Source organism: Glaciimonas sp. GG7 (assembly GCF_052976905.1).
The window spans coordinates 1-18,195 of the sequence record NZ_JBRIIQ010000030.1 but is presented as its reverse complement, the minus strand read 5'-3'; the positions used below and the strand labels follow the sequence as shown (position 1 = coordinate 18,195).

Here is an 18,195-nt window from a genome sequence, read left to right as displayed (position 1 = left end):
AAAATAATATTACTGAATAAGTATCAAATTAAAATGGATAAAAATAATTTCATTCATGACCACGCAATTGTAGAACTTGGGGCAACTATTGGTGAGAGTACAAAAATATGGGCATTTACTCATATTCTTGGAGGAGCAAAAATAGGTAATGATTGTAATATCTGCGATCATGTTTTTATTGAAAATGATGTGGTAATTGGTGATCGAGTAACAATTAAATGCGGTGTGCAGATATGGGATGGGATTGAATTGGAAAGTGATGTATTTATTGGACCAAATGCAACATTTTGTAATGATAAATTTCCAAGAAGTAAAGTGTACCCGGAGAGCTTCCTAAAAATAATTGTTAAAACTGGAGCCAGTATTGGAGCCAATGCAACAATTCTAGGTGGAGTTACCATCGGTCATGGAGCGATGATTGCTGCGGGAGCTGTTGTAACTAAAGATGTGCCATCAAATGCATTGATGGTTGGAAATCCAGCAAAATTAATAAAAATGATGGATTGATAAATGTATTATTTTTAATTAATAAAGAATATTTATTTATGTTATCAGAAAGTAAGATAATTGATTTTCCAAAGTATGGAGATCCCCGCGGTAATCTTTCAGTGATTGAAGGCGGAATTCATATACCCTTTGAAATAAAACGAGTCTATTATCTCTATGACGTTCCCGGTGGTTCGTCAAGAGCAGGTCATGGGCATAAAGAGTTAGAGCAAGTAATCGTTGCGATGTCTGGAAGTTTTGATGTAATTATTGATGATGGGTATGAAAGAAAAAAAATCCATCTTAACCGTTCTTATCATGGATTATATATTCCCAAAATGATGTGGCGTGAAGTAGAAAATTTTTCTTCCGGTGCCGTATGTCTTGTCCTAGCTTCGACTATATATGATCAAGCAGATTATTATCATAACTATAGTGAATTTGCAGCAGTTGCACATGCTGAAAATTAGAGTATTTCTCAATATTAAATATAGAAATTAATTTATATGCATATTCCATTTCTTGATTTAAATGCCTCCAATTCTGAACATGCAGGCGAACTTGAAAAAGCATTTCATCGAGTTTTAAAATCTGGTTGGTACATTTTGGGTAAGGAAGTAGATGCTTTTGAGCTAGAGTTTTCGAACTATTGCAATGTAGGACATGCGATAGGTGTTGCAAATGGCCTTGATGCCATTTTTTTGATTCTGAAAGCATACGGTATCGGTCCTGGAGATGAGGTGATCGTCCCAAGCAACACATACATTGCGACTTGGCTTGCTGTTTCGCACTGTGGTGCTACACCGATTCCAGTTGAGCCAGATGAGAATACTTATAATCTGGACCCGTTGAAGATCGAAGCATCAATCACCGCTAGAACTAAGGCTATTATCCCGGTGCACCTTTATGGTCAACCGGCTGATATGGACAGTATTAATGAAATAGCGCATCGGCATGGATTAAAAGTCATTGAAGATGCGGCTCAGGCCCATGGTGCACTTTATAAAGGCCGACGTGTTGGGAGCTTGGGTGATGCTGCCGCGTTTAGTTTTTACCCTGGTAAGAATCTAGGTGCTTTAGGAGATGGCGGTGCGATCACAACAAACGATGATAAGTTGGCTAATGCCATTCGAGTCTCTCGAAACTATGGCTCTAGCATCAAGTATCACAACGACGTACTCGGGTTCAATTCCCGGTTAGATGAGTTACAAGCCGCATTGCTACGTGTCAAGCTCCCGGCGTTGGATGCTAGTAACGCAAAACGGTCTGATATTGCAAGCCAATATTCAAAACAATTGTCCGATGTGCCGGTGGTTACTTTGCCACAAGTATCGAATTGGGCCGATCCGGTTTGGCATTTATATGTTGTGCGTGTTGATGAGCGTGACAAATTGCAAAAATTATTAGCTGAACGTGACGTTGGTACGATGATCCACTACCCAATCCCTCCACATCTTCAATTGGCGTATGCCGGACTAGGTTATAAGTTGGGAGATTTCCCGATTGCCGAACGAATCCATCAGCAAGTACTGAGCCTTCCAATGGGGCCAACAATGTCAGAAAATGCTGTCCAGTATGTGATTGACTCGGTAAAAGACTGCCTCCTATGCATAAGTTAGTGTGAGGAAGTTATTAACAGTTACACTTTTTAGTGGACTGCTTACATTATTTAAGATGGGTAGTGGGTTCATTGTGGCTAAGGTCGTAGCGACCTATACAGGCCCTAGTGGAATCGCTATGTTAGGGCAAGTCCAAAGTCTTGTTAGCGTACTTAACGGAATTGTTACTGCGCCAGCAGGAAATGGCATAGTTCGTTATACCTCCGAATATAAAGATTCAGGATTGGAGGGGTGTGCGCCATGGTGGAGGGCAGGTATAAAGTGGATTACATTTCTTTTGGCGATAGTGATTCCAATCGTATGTATATTTGCAAAGCCAATATCACACAGATTATTTGGAGAGTTGGATTACTCTTGGTTAGTTGTATTAATGGCGCTGATGTTACCTTTATCCGCTGCAAATAGTCTCGTGGCCTCGATTATTAATGGGCAACATCAATATCGACGGTTTATATGTTTGGGTGCTGTGTCTGTATTTGTAGCCACCATAATAATGGTGGTTTTGGTACGGGCTGCCAATCTTAATGGCGCAATGATTGCAGCAGCTCTTTATACAAGCATTTCAGGCATGGTAATGTTAATTGGATCAATTCGACAGCCATGGTTCCGTCTGAAATATTGGTGGGGGAAAACCGACAAGGCTCAGATTAAAGGGATTGGTGCTTATGTTGCGATGGCCATTACGAGTGCATTGACTGTACCTGTATCGTTGTTGCTGGTTCGAAATATTTTGGTTAGTCAAACCGGTTGGGAGCAAACTGGTCAATGGCAAGCTGTATGGAAAATATCTGAGGTATATCTTGGCGTGATAACGATGGCATTAAGTACCTACTTCTTGCCTAAATTGGCATCTTTGGATGGACCTGACGCAATATTGAAAGAGATTAAAACTACCATCAGGATCATTATGCCTATTGTGTCATTATTGGCGTTGTTGGTGTATTTATTTCGCGATATTGTAATTAGTTTAATATTTACCGACGCCTTCCATCCGGCTCGAGAGTTTTTTGCAATTCAATTGGTTGGCGACGTAATTAAAATTATGTCTTGGATTTATGCATATCCAATGCTGGCTCGGGGGGCTACTAAGTGGTTTATGGGAACTGAAATATTGTTCTCTATGACTTTCGTATTATTTGCTTATATCTTTGTCCAAAAATATGGTGTTCATGGGGCTAATGTTGCGTATGCTCTGAATTATCTAATATATTTAATATTTATGTATAAAAATGTGAGGCGATTTTCATATTGAATACATATAAGTAAATTAATAGTGTATACGTAACACTGATTCTGAGAGTAAAAATAACAGAATGATTGAAAATAAAAACTCACGCTGTACAATATTTATTGGATTAACATTTGTTGATAATTAATTTTTTATAAAATTAATTTCACTGAGTTATTTATGCTTCAATTTATTATCAAAAATTATTTCTATAAGTAAGATTGTTATTTATATATTAGTTTAAGTAAGGATCAAAATGGAAAATACAAAATATATTAGTGCAACATTACCGATTAGCTTGGAAAACGGTATACATCTCGATACAAAATTAGCAAGAGAATTTGGTGAAGAACTAGCTGGTTCATATTGCTTTGCAGAACCATACCCTCACATAGTTATAGATAATTTTCTTCCTGTAAAACTAATTGAGGAAATACTTCAAAAATTTCCACTAGAAAAAATTACGGGTGATAAGTTTTACGAAAATGACTACCAAGGACTGCATAAGAGACAAATATTGCCTGAAAATTGTGAAGAAAGAATTCGTAATATTTTCCATTTTTTTAATTCAGCACCTATACTTCAATTTTTAGAGGGTCTCACTACGATTGACTCATTAATTGGCGATCCATATTTTAATGGTGGTGGATTTCATGAAATATCACGTGGTGGAAAGCTTGGAATTCACGCTGACTTCAGAATAAATGAGCAGCTTCATATAAATAGACGGCTTAATATTCTTATATATTTAAATAAAGACTGGGATAGTAATTACGGGGGCTGTCTCGAAATATGGGATAAAAAAATGACGGGTAAAATTGATGTTATTGCTCCATTATTTAACCGGTGTGTAATTTTCAATACAGATGCTGATTCATATCATGGTCATCCAGATCCATTAAACACCCCATCGGAAATAACTCGAAAATCGATCGCTCTCTATTACTATACTGCATCAAAAAAAGTGTACGAAGATTCTCCCGCTCATTCAACTATGTACGTGGCGCGACCAGATGATAGCATCGCCATTAAAAGTCAGGCGGCAAAATTAAGATTTCAAAATTATTTGAAGGACTGGCTGCCTCCAATTGCATATCGGTCGGTTTTGAAATTTAAAAATCTGTTTAAAAAGTAAATCAACTAAACAGCTTGAAAATAGTTTTTCTAATGAGATAGAAATTTTTTAGGATTATGGTGAGCAGTATAAAATTAATCAAGTTCTATTATTCTTGATGCTTTTTTTATTAGGAATTATGCTAAAAATGCTTACCATTATTATACCTACCTATAATCATGAGAGTTATATAGATGAATGTTTGAATGCTGTATATAGAATTGACGTTCCAGGGAAAAAAATCATTATCATTGATGATGGATCTACTGATAAAACAGAAGATAGGATAAGGAAATTTATCGAGGATAAAGGGTCGGATGGCATTGAATTTATATGTAAAAAAAATTCTGGTTTAGTTAGTTCGCTTAATATGGGCTTAGAAATGACTATCACTGAATTTTTATATATAGTTGCCTCAGACGATATCCCTAATCCTGAGGGCATTGTTGAAATATTAAAAGAGCTTTATGAAAATCCTTCATGTCAGTTCTATATTGGTGGTGGGGAAAATTTTTCAAAATACAGAGGATCTTATACAACTCCAATATATGGAAGTAAGCAGGATTTTTTCTTTAAAATGGATGCAAAAAAAAGAAATATCGAGATGTTTTTGAATTATCCATCACCAATATTGCTCCAGTCTACTATTTTTAGAACGGCTGCACTGAGAAAAATTGGAGGATGGGATTCAAATATCATTCTAGATGATTATCCAACCTTTGTGAAACTTCTAAAGATATTTTCGAAAGAGGGATCGGAATTTATTTATAAACCAGATTTATTTGTCGTTAATTATAGACATCATGATAATAATACCTATAAAAAATTAATTAAACATTTTTCTATGGATAAGCAGGCTTTTGAAGCTTTAGCTCCATCATATTTGGTTGATCAGGCAATTGGTAATGCTTTAGGTTATTACATACTTATTGGATTTCGAGCAAAAGAATTTAAAAATGTCTGGACTATTATTAAAAGTACTTCTTGGGCGAGTAGGTATTATGTTTTTCCATCAATACTAAATATATTAATGACTAAAATTTTGAGTTTTCTGAAATGAGTGATAAAGATTTTTTTGAGGTATTTTTCAGTAATTTACCTCTTTTTGGATTCTTCATGTCAATAACGACGTGTGTCCTATATCTAAATATTCGAAGAGTTGTTCCTGCCGGTTACTTGGATCCATTTCATTTTTATTGGACTTTTACTTTTGGAACTTCCTATGGAATTGTTATATCATTATATTTTCTAAATTATATTAGTGATTACATATTTTTTATTATATTAATTTATGGATTTTCTTTTGTATTTTTCTTTCATTTATTTATAAGAATGAGAATAAATCCATTGGAAAATTTGGTAAATATTTTATTAATACCTAAAGGTCGTGGGTTTTTTGAATTTTGTTGTATTCTAATTGTATATATATTATCTTTAATTCTGGTTTTATGGTTGGTTGGAGCAGGTATGTTTGCTGCTGATAATCGATTTGAGCAAAATCGTGGTTTTGGTGCTTTGGTGCGCCTTGCGGATGCACTTAGACCATTTGTAATTGGATATTTTTCTTTAATTATTGTAAAAAAATATAAAGAACAAAAAAAAATTAATATAGGTACTATATTATTGTCTTGCTCTTTAATTTTATTAATTATTCTTGGAGCAGTAGTAAATGGTGCCAAATTTAGTGTGCTTGAAGCTATTTATTCAATTTTTTTAGTGATTTCTATATATTATTCAAAAATTAAATTTAAGTTTCTAATTGCGTTCGTCGTACTTTCTTTTTCGTTAGTCTTTGCATTAATGGTACTTTCTAAAAATTTGGACAAAAGCGGTTTTGACCGAGATGCAGGATCTCAATATATGAGAGGGGATTTTGTATTGCTTGAACGATTAATCCTCAGGGTATTAGCTAATGGAGATGTATATTACTTTTCTTTACCGAATAATGTAATCGAAGTTCTCAAGACTGATAGCGCATTAGTCAGATTTGCTTCATCTTTTGTTGGTGTTACGAGTATGAGTAAATTACTTGGCTATCCTGTCGATGATTATAGTATCGGGAGACAATCGATTTTATATTTTGATCCCGCCTTACAGGTTGCTGGTGGACCTACAAGTCACTTTGATTTATTTTCATATAAGTATTTTGGTTTCGAATTCGGTATTATTTTCATTATTTTTATAGCATTTTTATTTTCATGTCTTTTAGCACTGACAAAAACAGGGCAGAATAAAATGTTTTATTCTGCTTTAGTTGCAGCTTTATGGCTTAGATTCCCAGCAGTATTATTAGAGCCACCTATAGGACTGGCATATGTTTTCGATATTTTTATATTATTTTTTGTATTAAAATTATTCGGATCGGCTTTCAAAAAGAAAAATTTATCTAATGTTTATTAATAATATAAATATTTCATCTGTATTGATAAGAAAAGTAGCTATCATTGTTACTGCATATAATCCAGAGATTAACTCATTCAGACGTAATATAGAAAGTTATGCGCATCAAGTTGGACTAGTTTTGGTTTGTGATAATTCTGATATATTAGAGAAAAAAAAAGAAATTGAAAGCTTTGTAGATATATTCGGTAATTTTTTTATATTGCCTATGAATGGAAATAAAGGCATTGCTGCGGCTCAAAATTATGGACTAGATTATGCCATAAATAATGGGTATGAATATTTCATAGAAATTGATCAGGACTCGACTTTGCCAACTGATTATGTCGAAAAAATAATAAAGTCTTATCTTAAACTCATAGCTGATAACGTTGCTGTTGCTGGTATCGGGCCGCTAGCAATACGAGATGATGGATATATTTATGATGGACATAAAAAACAAAATAATGTGATACGTGTTGATAAAACTCTTAGCTCTGGATTTTTTTTTCCAAAATCCAGTTTTGAAATTGTAGGCCCTAAAGATGAGTCACTTTTTATTGATTATGTTGATTGGGAGTGGTGTTGGAGAAGTAAAAAATTTGGCCTTGATGTTTTCGTAGATACTAATTTAGAAATACAACACATGCTAGGAAGCGGACATAAAAAATTTTTATTTTTAAATGTTGGGTTACCAGCTCCTATTAGAAATTATTACCAATATAGAAATAGTTTTTATTTATTTTTTAGGCGGTATATACCACTATCTTGGCGTATTAAAAGAGTTGTTGTAAACATCGTTAAGCTTCCCATTTATTGTTTTTTTGTCGGAGATGGACGACTGAGGCGAATATATATATATAAAGCTTTCAAAGATGTTTTTAAAAACGCAAGCGGAAAAATTAATTTTTGAAATTTTAAGAATTTATAATTAATTTTTTTGAAGCTGAAAATAAACGTATTTATTTAAAGAGTAAGAAATAGTATGAGCTTCTCTGTTCTAATGGCTGTTTATAAAAAAGATAATTTTTTATATTTGGATGAGTGTTTAAAAAGTTTAGCTGACCAAAGTCTGCAATCTTCTGAGATTATTATCGTTGAGGATGGTGAAGTAACCGAACAAATTGCTAATGTTATCGAGAAATATTCTCATAGCCTTCCTATAAAGCTTGTGAAGCTGAATAATAACCTTGGATTGGCAGCAGCCCTTAATGCGGGACTTGCACACTGTTCGTATGAGCTTATTGCACGTATGGATGCTGATGATATTTCTTTACCTCAGCGTTTTGAGAAGCAAGTTGGGTTCATGCTTTCAAATCCAGAGATAAGTGTGGCTAGCGCTTGGATTGAAGAGCGAGATAGCATAATGAGTGATTGTGGTTTTTTGAAAATATTACCTACAAATCATGTGGATATTTTAGCCTTCTCTAAGCGCCGTAATCCTATAAGTCATCCGGTTTCAATTTTTAGAAGAGATGCCGTATTATCAGTCGGAGGTTATCCTTTGATCTTTCCGGAGGATTATGCTTTATGGTCACTGATGTTAGTCAATAACTATAAATTTGCAAACCTCCCTGAGGTGCTTTTGTATATGCGTACGGGAGATGACTTTATAGCAAGGAGGGGGTCTAAATTTTTTAAAGGAGAGATTGGTCTTTTAAAGTATCAAAAATCTATTAATTTTATAAGCTTAACTGATTTTTTTATTAACTTTTTAATACGAGCTTTTATCCGTATTCCGCCACCAAAATTTAGAAAATTTTTTTATAAATTTGCACGAAATAGTTATAAATAATTGCTTCTGATGTAAGTAATAATAATATTTAGTTGATAATTTTAATTTTCTTTTGTAAATTCTAATAAAAATAGGTTTTGATGTCTAAAATTCTAATTACAGGCTCAAATGGTTTTGTTGGTTGTTCATTACTTAATCATTTATTAGATTTAAATTATGGGGAAGTCCGAGCTAGTACACGTCGACCTGACGCGGCGTTTCGCGAAGATGCTAAGATTTATTTAGTTGGTGATATCGGATCACAAGCTAGCTGGAAAGATGCCGTTAGCGGTGTCGAATGTCTTGTTCATACGGCTGCTCTGGCGCATATTACTAACAGCAAGGCTATAAAACCCCTGGCGGAGTTTCGGCGAGTGAATGTTGATGGCGCTTTGAATCTTGCTCATCAGGCTGCTGATGCTGGTGTAAAACGTTTTATATTTATTAGCTCTATTGGCGTAAACGGTGCGGAAACTTTTTCTAATCCTTTTTCTGAACTATCATTCCCACAGCCGCATGCCGATTATGCATTGTCAAAGTTGGAAGCGGAGGAAGGTTTAAAGTCCATTTGTGCTAAAACAGGAATGGAGCTTGTAGTTATCCGTCCTCCGTTGATTTATGACAGTAATGCTCCTGGTAATTTTGGACGCTTGCTTAACTTGATTTTTGAAGGGCGCCTATTTCCTTTCGGTTCAGTTATCAATCAACGATCGATGCTCGCTCTCGATAATTTATTAGATTTCATTACAATTTGCATTGAACATCCAAATGCTGCGAATCAAACATTTTTAATTGCTGATGAAGAGTGTGTTTCCACACCGCAATTGATTCGCTTGTTGAGTGAAGGTATGGGGAAGCCAGCTAGATTGTTTCCGGTGCCACCCAAAATTCTTGAGTTTGGAGCTTCGTTACTGGGTAAAAAAAGTATGTATCAACAACTTTGTGGCTCCCTTGAAATAGATATTACTAAGGCCAAAAATATTCTAGGTTGGTCTCCATCAATTAATGTGAGTGACGGATTACGCCTTGCAGGAAAAAGGTATTTGAGTGAAAAAATTATTTGATCTTTGTTTTGCCATAATGGCAGTCCTTGTTTTGTTTCTACCTATTGGATTTGTTGCTGTTATTATAAAATTAACTTCTAAAGGTCCTGTGATTTATTGGTCTGATCGAGTGGGGCGATCGAATAAAATTTTCAGAATGCCGAAATTTAGGACGATGCAGGTGAATACTCCCGCTGTCGCCACTCATCTTTTAGATAATCCTAAGCAGTTTTTAACGCCAGCTGGTTTTTTTTTGCGCAAATCTAGTTTGGATGAATTGCCACAACTGTGGAGTATTCTCAAAGGTGACATGAGTTTTGTTGGCCCACGTCCAGCACTATTTAATCAAGATGATTTAATTCAACTCCGTACTCAGTGTGGAGTTGATCAGCTTTTACCTGGCTTAACTGGATGGGCGCAAATCAATGGGCGCGACGAACTACCTATTCCGGATAAAGTAAAACTAGATGTTGAATATTTAAAAAATAGATCACTATTTTTAGATATTAAAATTATACTTCTTACTTTTTGGAAAGTAATACGTAGAGATGGAGTTACACATTGATTGAGTTATCTGTATGAATTCATTTCTTGATTTGTCACGTCTGTATAAACAGCTTTTAGCTGTTACTTTGGATGCTTTTTTTTTGCCGTTGACATTTTGTCTGGCTATATGGCTTCGTCATGATGGTCTAAGTAATTTTTTATTACATCAATACGTTATATTAATTGTTGCTGCCCCGATTATATCAATTCCCATTTTTGTGAAACTTGGGTTATATCGCGCCGTTATTCGTTTTATAGATCATAAAATTGTATATGTGGTGGTGCTTGGAGTGACACTGTCGGTCGTTGCGTTGGGGGCTTTGGGGACATTTACTCAAACAGTTGGCTATTCCCGTGCAGTATTTGGTATCTATTGGGTTAGCACAATTTTATACGTGGCAGCGAGTCGTTTTGTGGCTCGCGGGGTTTTGCTTCATGTTAGTGGCGTTGCCGGGGCAGTGCGTGTGGCAATCTACGGCGCGGGCCACGCGGGGTCGCAATTGGCAAGTGCTCTTCGTGTAACTTCTGAATATGCGCCAATGGCGTTTATCGATGACAAAATTGAGTTACATAGAGCAACAATTGCAGGTATTAAGGTATTCGGCCCCAACGATATTCCTGCGATTATTGCGCGATACGACATTAAAGAAATATTGTTAGCGATGCCGTCACAAACCAAGGCGCAGCAAAAACATATTCTTGATCGTCTGGAGCCGTTAAAAGTCAAAATCAAAGTCACGCCACCGATCAAGAGTTTGATAAATGGCGAGTTACGACTACAGGATATCCGTGAAATTGAAATTGAGGATTTATTAGGACGCGATCAGGTTGATCCTAATCCAACATTAATTTCTGCCTGCATTGTGAATAAATCGGTGATGGTGACAGGGGCCGGAGGTTCTATTGGCTCTGAACTATGTCGTCAAATTATTCGCCAAAGGCCATCACGTTTGATTTTGCTCGAAATGTCTGAATTTGGTCTCTATGCAATTGAGCAAGAGTTGGGTGAGTTGCAAAAAAGCCTTAATTTGAATATTGAGTTGTTGCCGTTTCTGGGCTCTGTATTGGAAACCGAAAAGTGCACTCGTATCATGCGCACCTTTTCTGTCGAAACTGTCTATCACGCTGCGGCCTATAAACATGTTCCTTTAGTTGAGCATAATCCGATTGAGGGGATTCGGAATAATGTGTTTGGAACATTAAGTGTTGCTAAGGCCGCGATGGCTGCTGGCGTTAATTCGTTTGTCTTGATTTCTACCGATAAGGCTGTGCGACCGACCAATGTGATGGGTTCTACCAAACGTTTTGCTGAATTAATATTGCAGGCATTTTCTCGCTTGCAGGCAAAATCTTCGTCACGGACGCGATTTTGTATGGTGCGCTTTGGGAATGTATTGGGATCTTCAGGATCCGTTGTGCCTTTGTTTCGTAAGCAGATTATGGCGGGTGGACCTATTACCCTGACGCATCCAGAGATCACGCGTTATTTCATGACTATTCCAGAAGCGGCTCAACTTGTATTGCAAGCGGGTGCAATGGGCGAGGGTGGCGATGTCTTTGTATTGGATATGGGCGATCCTGTAAAGATTATCGATCTGGCTAAACGAATGGTGCATTTGAGTGGGCTCGAGGTGTTATCTGAATTGACTCCTGAAGGTACTATTGAAATTAATCACGTCGGTTTGCGTCCCGGTGAAAAGTTGTATGAAGAATTGCTGATTGGAGAGAATGTAGAGGGTACGGAGCATCCTCTCATTATGCGTGCGCAAGAGGTGGAAATCCCTTGGGTGATATTGCAGGATATGTTGCTAAAGCTAGAAGCTGCTTGTGACAGATTTGATTATGAAGAAGTACGTGCAATGTTGTTGCGTACCGTAGCCGAATATGAGCCTCAGTGCGATATTCAGGATTTTATTTGGCGTGCGCAGGTATCTCCAGGCGATTGTGCTGTGTCAAGTTGATATTTTTGATAATCATGTGATTAATAAGTACATTGTTTTCTTAAGTCACTGTATTTGAAGTGCGTTCTTGTTAATTAATTGAATTGAATATATGTTCTGATTTATATGATTTTATTCAATATGCGTTGCTAATCTGTATCAATCTACTTTGCGCATTAACCGGATAGGCTGTATCCTTCATCCAATATTCGTGGTCCCGCTAATTCGCGGTGCATTGAATTGATGGCGGTATTTAAATAAAATGCAGTATTTGACTGCAAATATAGTTTTTAATGATTTCATTTATTGGAGGAAAGTATGGATTTATCAGGCCTATCAGTTGCCGATTTGCGCGCTTTACAAGAGCAAGTTAAGCAGACCTTAAAGGACCGCGAGCACGAAGAAATGACCAAAGCACGCGAGCAGATTCTGGCAATCGCACAAAGTGCTGGCATTTCGCTTAAGGATTTATTAGGCGGGTCAGCACGCATTAAGAATAATGGTGCTACGAAAGCTAAAGTTGCTGTGCGTTATCGCAGCCCTTCCGATGCGTCGCTGCAATGGACTGGTCGTGGTCGTCAGCCTAAATGGGTACAAGAATGGATTGCATCAGGTAAAACGTTGGATGCATTACACGTATAACTTCTGATTTAGTTGCATTATTTATTCTGCGTGTATTTTGAATTTTTAACAGACGCTTAATATTTGTTATCTCAGCTGGATATCTGCTCAGAAGAATCATTCTTTTTTGTGGATATTGGTTCGCGGATTTTCATCTCCGGTCCGGAGTGATGTCTCTGTAAAGCTGTCGAGATATAGATTTACTTCTTTTTATCGACATAATCAATCTAAAGCCACTTGTAACGACGTTGCATATTTTTAACGTCAGCTTAAATGCTTTATCGGGTAATGGATGGCCAGATTTATACAAGTAGCAAGTCTGCTCTTTCATCCGTCAACCATTCCTAGTAAGTCTATGCTCCCACTCCAAAATTCAATATTCAAAGCCTACGACATTCGCGGCGTCATCGGCAAGACCCTTGACGCCAATATTGCGCGTCAAATCGGTCAGGCCTTCGGTATGGCGGCCCTTGCTAAAGGTGAACGCACGGTTGTTATCGGCCGTGATGGACGGTTGTCTGGCGCGGAAATGACGGCGGCATTGGCATCCGGGTTGCAGGACGTTGGCGTGGACGTGATTGATATCGGCGTTGTCGTTACACCGATGGTGTATTTCGCGACCCATATTCTGGGGACGCAATCAGGTGTGATGGTCACGGGCAGCCATAATCCGCCCGATTACAACGGCTTCAAAATGGTACTGGCGGGTGAGGCGATTTATGGCGAGACCATACAGGCGTTGTATCAGGCGATTGTCACTGGCAGTGCCAAGCAAGCGGCGCTAGCCGGAAGTACTGGCAGCTACAGCACCCACGATATCAAAGAAGCCTATTTGCAACGCATCCTCAGCGATGTCAAATTAGCCAAGCCAATGAAGATCGTGGTCGATTGCGGTAATGGTGTGGCCGGGGCATTTGCTGGCGAGCTTTATCGTGCAATGGGTTGCGAGGTGCAGGAGTTGTTTTGTGAGGTAGACGGGACATTTCCCAACCATCATCCCGATCCTGCGCATCCAGAAAATTTACAAGATGTTATCCACGCCTTACAAACGAGCGATGTCGAGCTCGGTCTGGCGTTCGATGGCGATGGCGACCGTCTGGGTGTTGTCACTAAAGACGGTCAGATCATTTATCCCGATCGTCAGTTGATGCTATTTGCCGCCGATGTGCTGACCCGCCATCCCGGCCAGGAAATTTTATACGACGTGAAATGTACGCGCCATTTAGCGCCGTGGATTAGTCAGCATGGCGGCAAGCCGTTGATGTGGAAGACCGGACATTCATTGGTCAAGGCCAAAATGCGTGAGACCGGCGCGCCGCTCGGTGGCGAGATGAGCGGACATGTTTTCTTCAAGGATCGTTGGTATGGCTTTGACGATGGTTTGTATGCAGGCGCGCGTTTGCTTGAATTGTTGAGCCGGGAAAGCGATCCGTCAGCGGTGCTGAATGCATTGCCGCAGTCGGCGAGTACGCCGGAGTTGCAACTGACACTGGCTGAAGGTGAAAACTTCACGTTGATCGCTACATTGCAAAGTGAAGCCGAGTTTCCCGGTGCAAACGACATTATCAAGATCGATGGCTTGCGCGTGGAATATCCCGATGGCTTTGGATTGGTGCGTGCATCGAATACAACGCCGGTGGCTGTTATGCGCTTTGAGGCAGAATCGGACGCCGCCCTGGCGCGGATACAGGCAGAATTCAAACGCGTGATTCTCGCCGTTAAGCCTGATGCACAACTTCCCTTTTAATACCATCCTCCGCCAATCTTAAATCGAATCCCGCTTGAATATTCTGATCGTCCGCGTGTCGTCCCTTGGCGATGTCGTCCATAACATGCCAATGGTGGCCGACATCCGGCGTCATTATCCCGATGCCAATATCGATTGGGTGGTGGAGGAGGGCTACGTTAATTTAGTACGCCTCAATCCAGAAGTCCGACGAATCATTCCTTTTGCCCTGCGACGCTGGCGTAAAAGGTTTTTTTCGCCTGCTACGCGGCATGAAATGTCGGATTTTCGTCGGCAGCTCAAGCACGACGCGTATGACGTTATTTTTGATACGCAGGGATTATTAAAAACCAGCGTCATTATGCGGATGGCACGTCTTGCGCCTAAAGGTAAGCGAGTAGGGCTGGCAAACGCGACCGAGGGTTCCGGATACGAGCCGATATCACGCATTTTTCATACGATGAGCGTCAAGGTTGGGCTGCGCACGCATGCAGTCTTGCGGGCGCGTCAGGTTGCCGCGCAGGCTTTGGGGTATAGCGTTGAAGGCTCGGCAAATTTCAATATGCAGATGCCAGCAATGACACAAGAGCAAGCGCCGTCATGGTTATCGAGTCAGCCTTACGCCGTCTTTTTTCACGGCACCGCACGCGCAGACAAGCAGTGGGCGTTCGCTAACTGGGTTGCTATTGCGGAGAAGTTGGCAGCGCAGGGGATACAGGTATTGTTGCCGTGGGGCAGCGCTGCTGAAAAGCAAACCGCTGAAAACCTTGCCGCGCAGATATCGAACGCACGCGTGTTACCTAAATTACCTTTGATGGAAGCCGTTTTGCTAGCGCAACGCGCTGCGTTGGTGGTTGGGGTTGATACCGGTCTGACTCACGTAGCAGCTGCATTTAATCGCCCGACGATTGAGATGTACTGCGATTCACCACGTTGGAAAACGGAAGGGAATTGGTCGGATAACATTATCAATCTTGGTGATGAAGGAACATCGCCTACGGTGGCGCAGGTTGCGGCGGCGGTGGATACACTGCTGAATCAGGTGCAGACTCAACGATAATCGGCTTCTACAGTTCACGCCGCTAACGCAACGCGGCATAATACGCCGATGAACCAACAAATTGTGCAAATCGACAGCGCCGACTGGCATGTCACTCAATCCAATCAAGCCTGGATTTCCGCACTCGAAGCCGGAAAACTCCTGTACTTCCCCCAACTTACTTTTCAGCTCACGCAAGACGAACGGCGTTTCTTGACGCCAGCCGTGCGTGCTCCTAAAAGTCGCAATATCAGCCTTAATGCCGAGGGCCAATTAAAGGGCGCAATCGGGGATGCAGAGGATCAGGCGGCAATGGCGGCGATGGTTGGCCGTTTTCGCACTCAGGCGCAGCAATTGATTGCCGCTCTGTTACCTGCGTACAGCGACGTTGTCCGCTTGGCCCCCACCAGTTACCGCCCGATGCAGGTTGAGACCCGCGCTCAGTCGTGGCGTGCGGATGATAAGCGCATGCATATCGATGCTTTTCCTTCGCGTCCCAATTACGGCGAACGTATTTTGCGGGTATTTGCCAATGTGAACCCTGACGGCGTGCCGCGCGTGTGGCGGGTTGGCGAGCCGTTTGAAGACGTGGCGCAGCGATTTTTGCCAAGGGCAAAGGCCTACTCTCGTTGGCAAGCGCAATTGCTCAGCGCCTTGCACATTACCAAGTCCTTGCGTAGCGAATACGACCATTTAATGTTGCAACTGCATGACGCGATGAAGTCGGATCTGGCGTATCAAACCGATGGTCCACAGGTGACGATGCCTTTTGCGGCGGGTTCGGTATGGGTATGTTTTTCTGATCAGACCCCGCATGCGGTGATGTCCGGGCAATACATGCTCGAGCAGACGCTGCACTTGCCGCCAACCAGGCAATACGATCCCAGCGCTAGTCCGTTAGCTATTTTGACGCGGCTAACCGGCCGTAGTCTGATTTGATGCGGGCCCGTTTGTATCGCCTTATCTATTCTTTCGTTTGGTGGTTAATTATCCCGCTGGCATTGTGCCGCTTATGGTGGCGCGGTCGCAAAGAGCCGGGATATCGGCAACATATTTCTGAGCGGCTAGGATTTTATCGTAGCCAAGGCCAAGGTCAGCCAGCGCGATCCTACTTGTGGGTGCATGCCGTCTCCGTCGGTGAAACCCGGGCCGCCGAACCATTGATTAACGCGCTGCTAGCCAGCTATCCCCAACACACGATTTTGTTGACGCATATGACCGCAACCGGACGTGCGACAGGGCAGGCGCTGTTCGGCGCAACGTCACGCGTGGTGCAGAGTTTTTTGCCGTACGACACCGGCTGGATGGTTGGTCGGTTTCTACGCCATTTTTCACCGCGTTTGTGTGTCCTGATGGAAACCGAAGTCTGGCCAAATCTGATTGCGCAATGCGCCCGGTATCACGTTCCGGTGGCGCTAGTGAATGCCCGCTTATCTGCGCGTTCTTTGCGACGCGGACAAAAATTTACAACGCTGATGACAGAGGCGGCGAACGGTATTTCTTGCGTTGGCGCACAGACCAGCGATGACGCCGATCGGATGCGACAACTTGGTGCTGGCAAGGTCACTATCACCGGCAATCTTAAGTTTGATGTCGCGCCGTCAGAGGAATTAATACGTATCGGTATCTCTCTACGTCATCAAATCGGGACCCGACCAGTGCTGCTATGCGCGAGTACGCGTGAGGGCGAGGAGTCGCTGATTTTGAACGCGCTGTCTACATTGCAATCAATCGATCATCTGTTGTTAATCATCGTCCCCCGCCATCCGCAGCGTTTCGACGAGGTGGCTAATTTGATTACCGCGCACAACTTGCCGATGCTGCGACGTTCATCGTCAGGCGACGCAGAACTGGGAGCGGAGATCAAAGTGATGCTGGGCGACTCAATGGGTGAAATGTTTGCGTATTTTGGTGCGTCCGATGTGGCCTTTATTGGCGGTAGTTTGATGCCGCTGGGAGGGCAAAATCTGATTGAGGCCTGCGCGGTAGGTACGCCGGTATTGATTGGTCCACATACCTTCAACTTTGCGGCCGTAACAGAGCAAGCAATTGCCGCAGGAGCCGCCGTACGTGTAGCCGATGCTGACGTGATGCTGGAAGTGGCGAGCCGGTTATTAGAAGCCGACGACGAGCGCCACGCAATGAGCCAAAGTGCACGCAACTTCGCGCAGATGCATCGTGGCGCGACGGCGCGCACGGTCGCTTTGTTAGCTGCATTGCTATAGCCGCTCTGCAATAATCCAACCGAAGAGCATTGCTGAAAATAGGTAACGCTTGTTCATTGAGAGTCTATAAAAAAACCGCAACGGGTTATTTACCGTTGCGGTTTTTTTTGACAGGAATTTCTTCCTTGTTTCTATCTATTGAGTCGTGGTCACAGGCGTTGCTACTACAACCGCTTGCGTAGTCTCATTCAACCCGCCGCCCAACGACCGATACAATGCAATCGCATTGTTCAGACGCAATTGCCGGGTCTGGATTAATGCTTGCTGGGCTGAGAACAGGTCACGTTGCGCGTCGAGCATTTCGTTCGAGCTGGCGATGCCATTTTTGAAGCGCAAATCGGTCAACTTAACCCGCTCTTCTTGCGCCACCAGAAACGCTTGTTGCGCCTCCAATTGCTCATCAATCGATTCGTGCTTGTCCGTGGTACTCGGCATAGAACTACTGAGTCGGAGAC

Annotated in this window: 18 protein-coding genes; 17 read left to right on the top strand and 1 reads right to left on the bottom strand. The window is 41.3% G+C overall.

Going from position 1 to position 18,195, the window contains the following annotated elements:
- Positions 1-33 precede the first annotated feature (33 nt).
- The 17 genes from ACVBEF_RS09620 to waaA all read left to right on the top strand — a co-directional run bounded on the left by ACVBEF_RS09620 (position 34) and on the right by waaA (position 17,740).
- Entirely contained in the window at positions 34-507 is a 474-nt protein-coding gene (locus tag ACVBEF_RS09620) for an acyltransferase (RefSeq protein WP_447123716.1), read from the top strand.
- 38 nt (positions 508-545) lie between these two features.
- Positions 546-956 carry a sugar 3,4-ketoisomerase gene (locus ACVBEF_RS09615; RefSeq protein WP_447123737.1) on the top strand — a complete coding sequence of 137 codons (411 nt, stop codon included), beginning with the start codon at positions 546-548 and terminating at the stop codon, positions 954-956.
- Between the two features lie 36 nt (positions 957-992).
- Positions 993-2,105 (top strand): DegT/DnrJ/EryC1/StrS family aminotransferase, encoded by a 1,113-nt coding sequence (locus ACVBEF_RS09610; protein ID WP_447123715.1) that lies wholly within the window; start codon positions 993-995, stop codon positions 2,103-2,105.
- 1 nt (position 2,106) lies between these two features.
- On the top strand, positions 2,107-3,357 hold the full coding sequence (locus ACVBEF_RS09605) for an O-antigen translocase (RefSeq protein WP_447123714.1): 1,251 nt from the start codon (positions 2,107-2,109) through the stop codon (positions 3,355-3,357).
- A gap of 232 nt (positions 3,358-3,589) precedes the next feature.
- Complete coding sequence (locus ACVBEF_RS09600; RefSeq protein WP_447123713.1) at positions 3,590-4,468, top strand: 2OG-Fe(II) oxygenase; 879 nt, start codon at positions 3,590-3,592, stop codon at positions 4,466-4,468.
- Between the two features lie 127 nt (positions 4,469-4,595).
- Positions 4,596-5,507, top strand: a complete 912-nt coding sequence (locus ACVBEF_RS09595) for a glycosyltransferase family 2 protein (protein WP_447123712.1) — start codon at positions 4,596-4,598, stop codon at positions 5,505-5,507.
- Positions 5,504-6,847, top strand: coding sequence for a hypothetical protein (locus ACVBEF_RS09590; RefSeq protein ID WP_447123711.1), 1,344 nt, complete (start codon positions 5,504-5,506; stop codon positions 6,845-6,847). Before ACVBEF_RS09595 ends, ACVBEF_RS09590 begins: the two co-directional genes overlap by 4 nt.
- Complete coding sequence (locus ACVBEF_RS09585) at positions 6,837-7,739, top strand: glycosyltransferase (protein WP_447123710.1); 903 nt, start codon at positions 6,837-6,839, stop codon at positions 7,737-7,739. Before ACVBEF_RS09590 ends, ACVBEF_RS09585 begins: the two co-directional genes overlap by 11 nt.
- Positions 7,740-7,811: 72 nt before the next feature.
- Complete coding sequence (locus ACVBEF_RS09580) at positions 7,812-8,621, top strand: glycosyltransferase (protein WP_447123709.1); 810 nt, start codon at positions 7,812-7,814, stop codon at positions 8,619-8,621.
- 80 nt (positions 8,622-8,701) lie between these two features.
- A complete protein-coding gene (locus tag ACVBEF_RS09575) occupies positions 8,702-9,664 on the top strand; it encodes an NAD-dependent epimerase/dehydratase family protein (protein ID WP_447123708.1) in 963 nt (320 codons plus the stop codon).
- On the top strand, positions 9,648-10,208 hold the full coding sequence (locus ACVBEF_RS09570) for a sugar transferase (RefSeq protein ID WP_447123707.1): 561 nt from the start codon (positions 9,648-9,650) through the stop codon (positions 10,206-10,208). The genes ACVBEF_RS09575 and ACVBEF_RS09570 overlap by 17 nt, the downstream gene beginning before the upstream one ends.
- Before the next feature lie 13 nt (positions 10,209-10,221).
- The gene (locus ACVBEF_RS09565) at positions 10,222-12,150 is read left to right on the top strand and encodes a polysaccharide biosynthesis protein (RefSeq protein WP_447123706.1); all 1,929 of its coding nucleotides are present in this window, start codon (positions 10,222-10,224) and stop codon (positions 12,148-12,150) included.
- Positions 12,151-12,447: 297 nt separating this feature from the next.
- Positions 12,448-12,771 (top strand): H-NS histone family protein, encoded by a 324-nt coding sequence (locus ACVBEF_RS09560; protein WP_447123705.1) that lies wholly within the window; start codon positions 12,448-12,450, stop codon positions 12,769-12,771.
- A 334-nt stretch (positions 12,772-13,105) separates the two neighbouring features.
- A complete protein-coding gene (locus ACVBEF_RS09555; RefSeq protein ID WP_447123704.1) occupies positions 13,106-14,497 on the top strand; it encodes a phosphomannomutase/phosphoglucomutase in 1,392 nt (463 codons plus the stop codon).
- 34 nt (positions 14,498-14,531) lie between these two features.
- The gene (gene waaC, locus ACVBEF_RS09550) at positions 14,532-15,536 is read left to right on the top strand and encodes a lipopolysaccharide heptosyltransferase I (protein ID WP_447123703.1); all 1,005 of its coding nucleotides are present in this window, start codon (positions 14,532-14,534) and stop codon (positions 15,534-15,536) included.
- Between the two features lie 48 nt (positions 15,537-15,584).
- Complete coding sequence (locus ACVBEF_RS09545; RefSeq protein ID WP_447123702.1) at positions 15,585-16,454, top strand: Kdo hydroxylase family protein; 870 nt, start codon at positions 15,585-15,587, stop codon at positions 16,452-16,454.
- On the top strand, positions 16,454-17,740 hold the full coding sequence (gene waaA / locus ACVBEF_RS09540) for a lipid IV(A) 3-deoxy-D-manno-octulosonic acid transferase (protein WP_447123736.1): 1,287 nt from the start codon (positions 16,454-16,456) through the stop codon (positions 17,738-17,740). Before ACVBEF_RS09545 ends, waaA begins: the two co-directional genes overlap by 1 nt.
- A 135-nt stretch (positions 17,741-17,875) precedes the next feature.
- Here waaA and ACVBEF_RS09535 read toward each other — a convergent pair.
- Positions 17,876-18,195: TolC family protein (locus ACVBEF_RS09535; RefSeq protein WP_447123701.1), on the bottom strand; the 320-nt coding region annotated here is incomplete at its 5' end.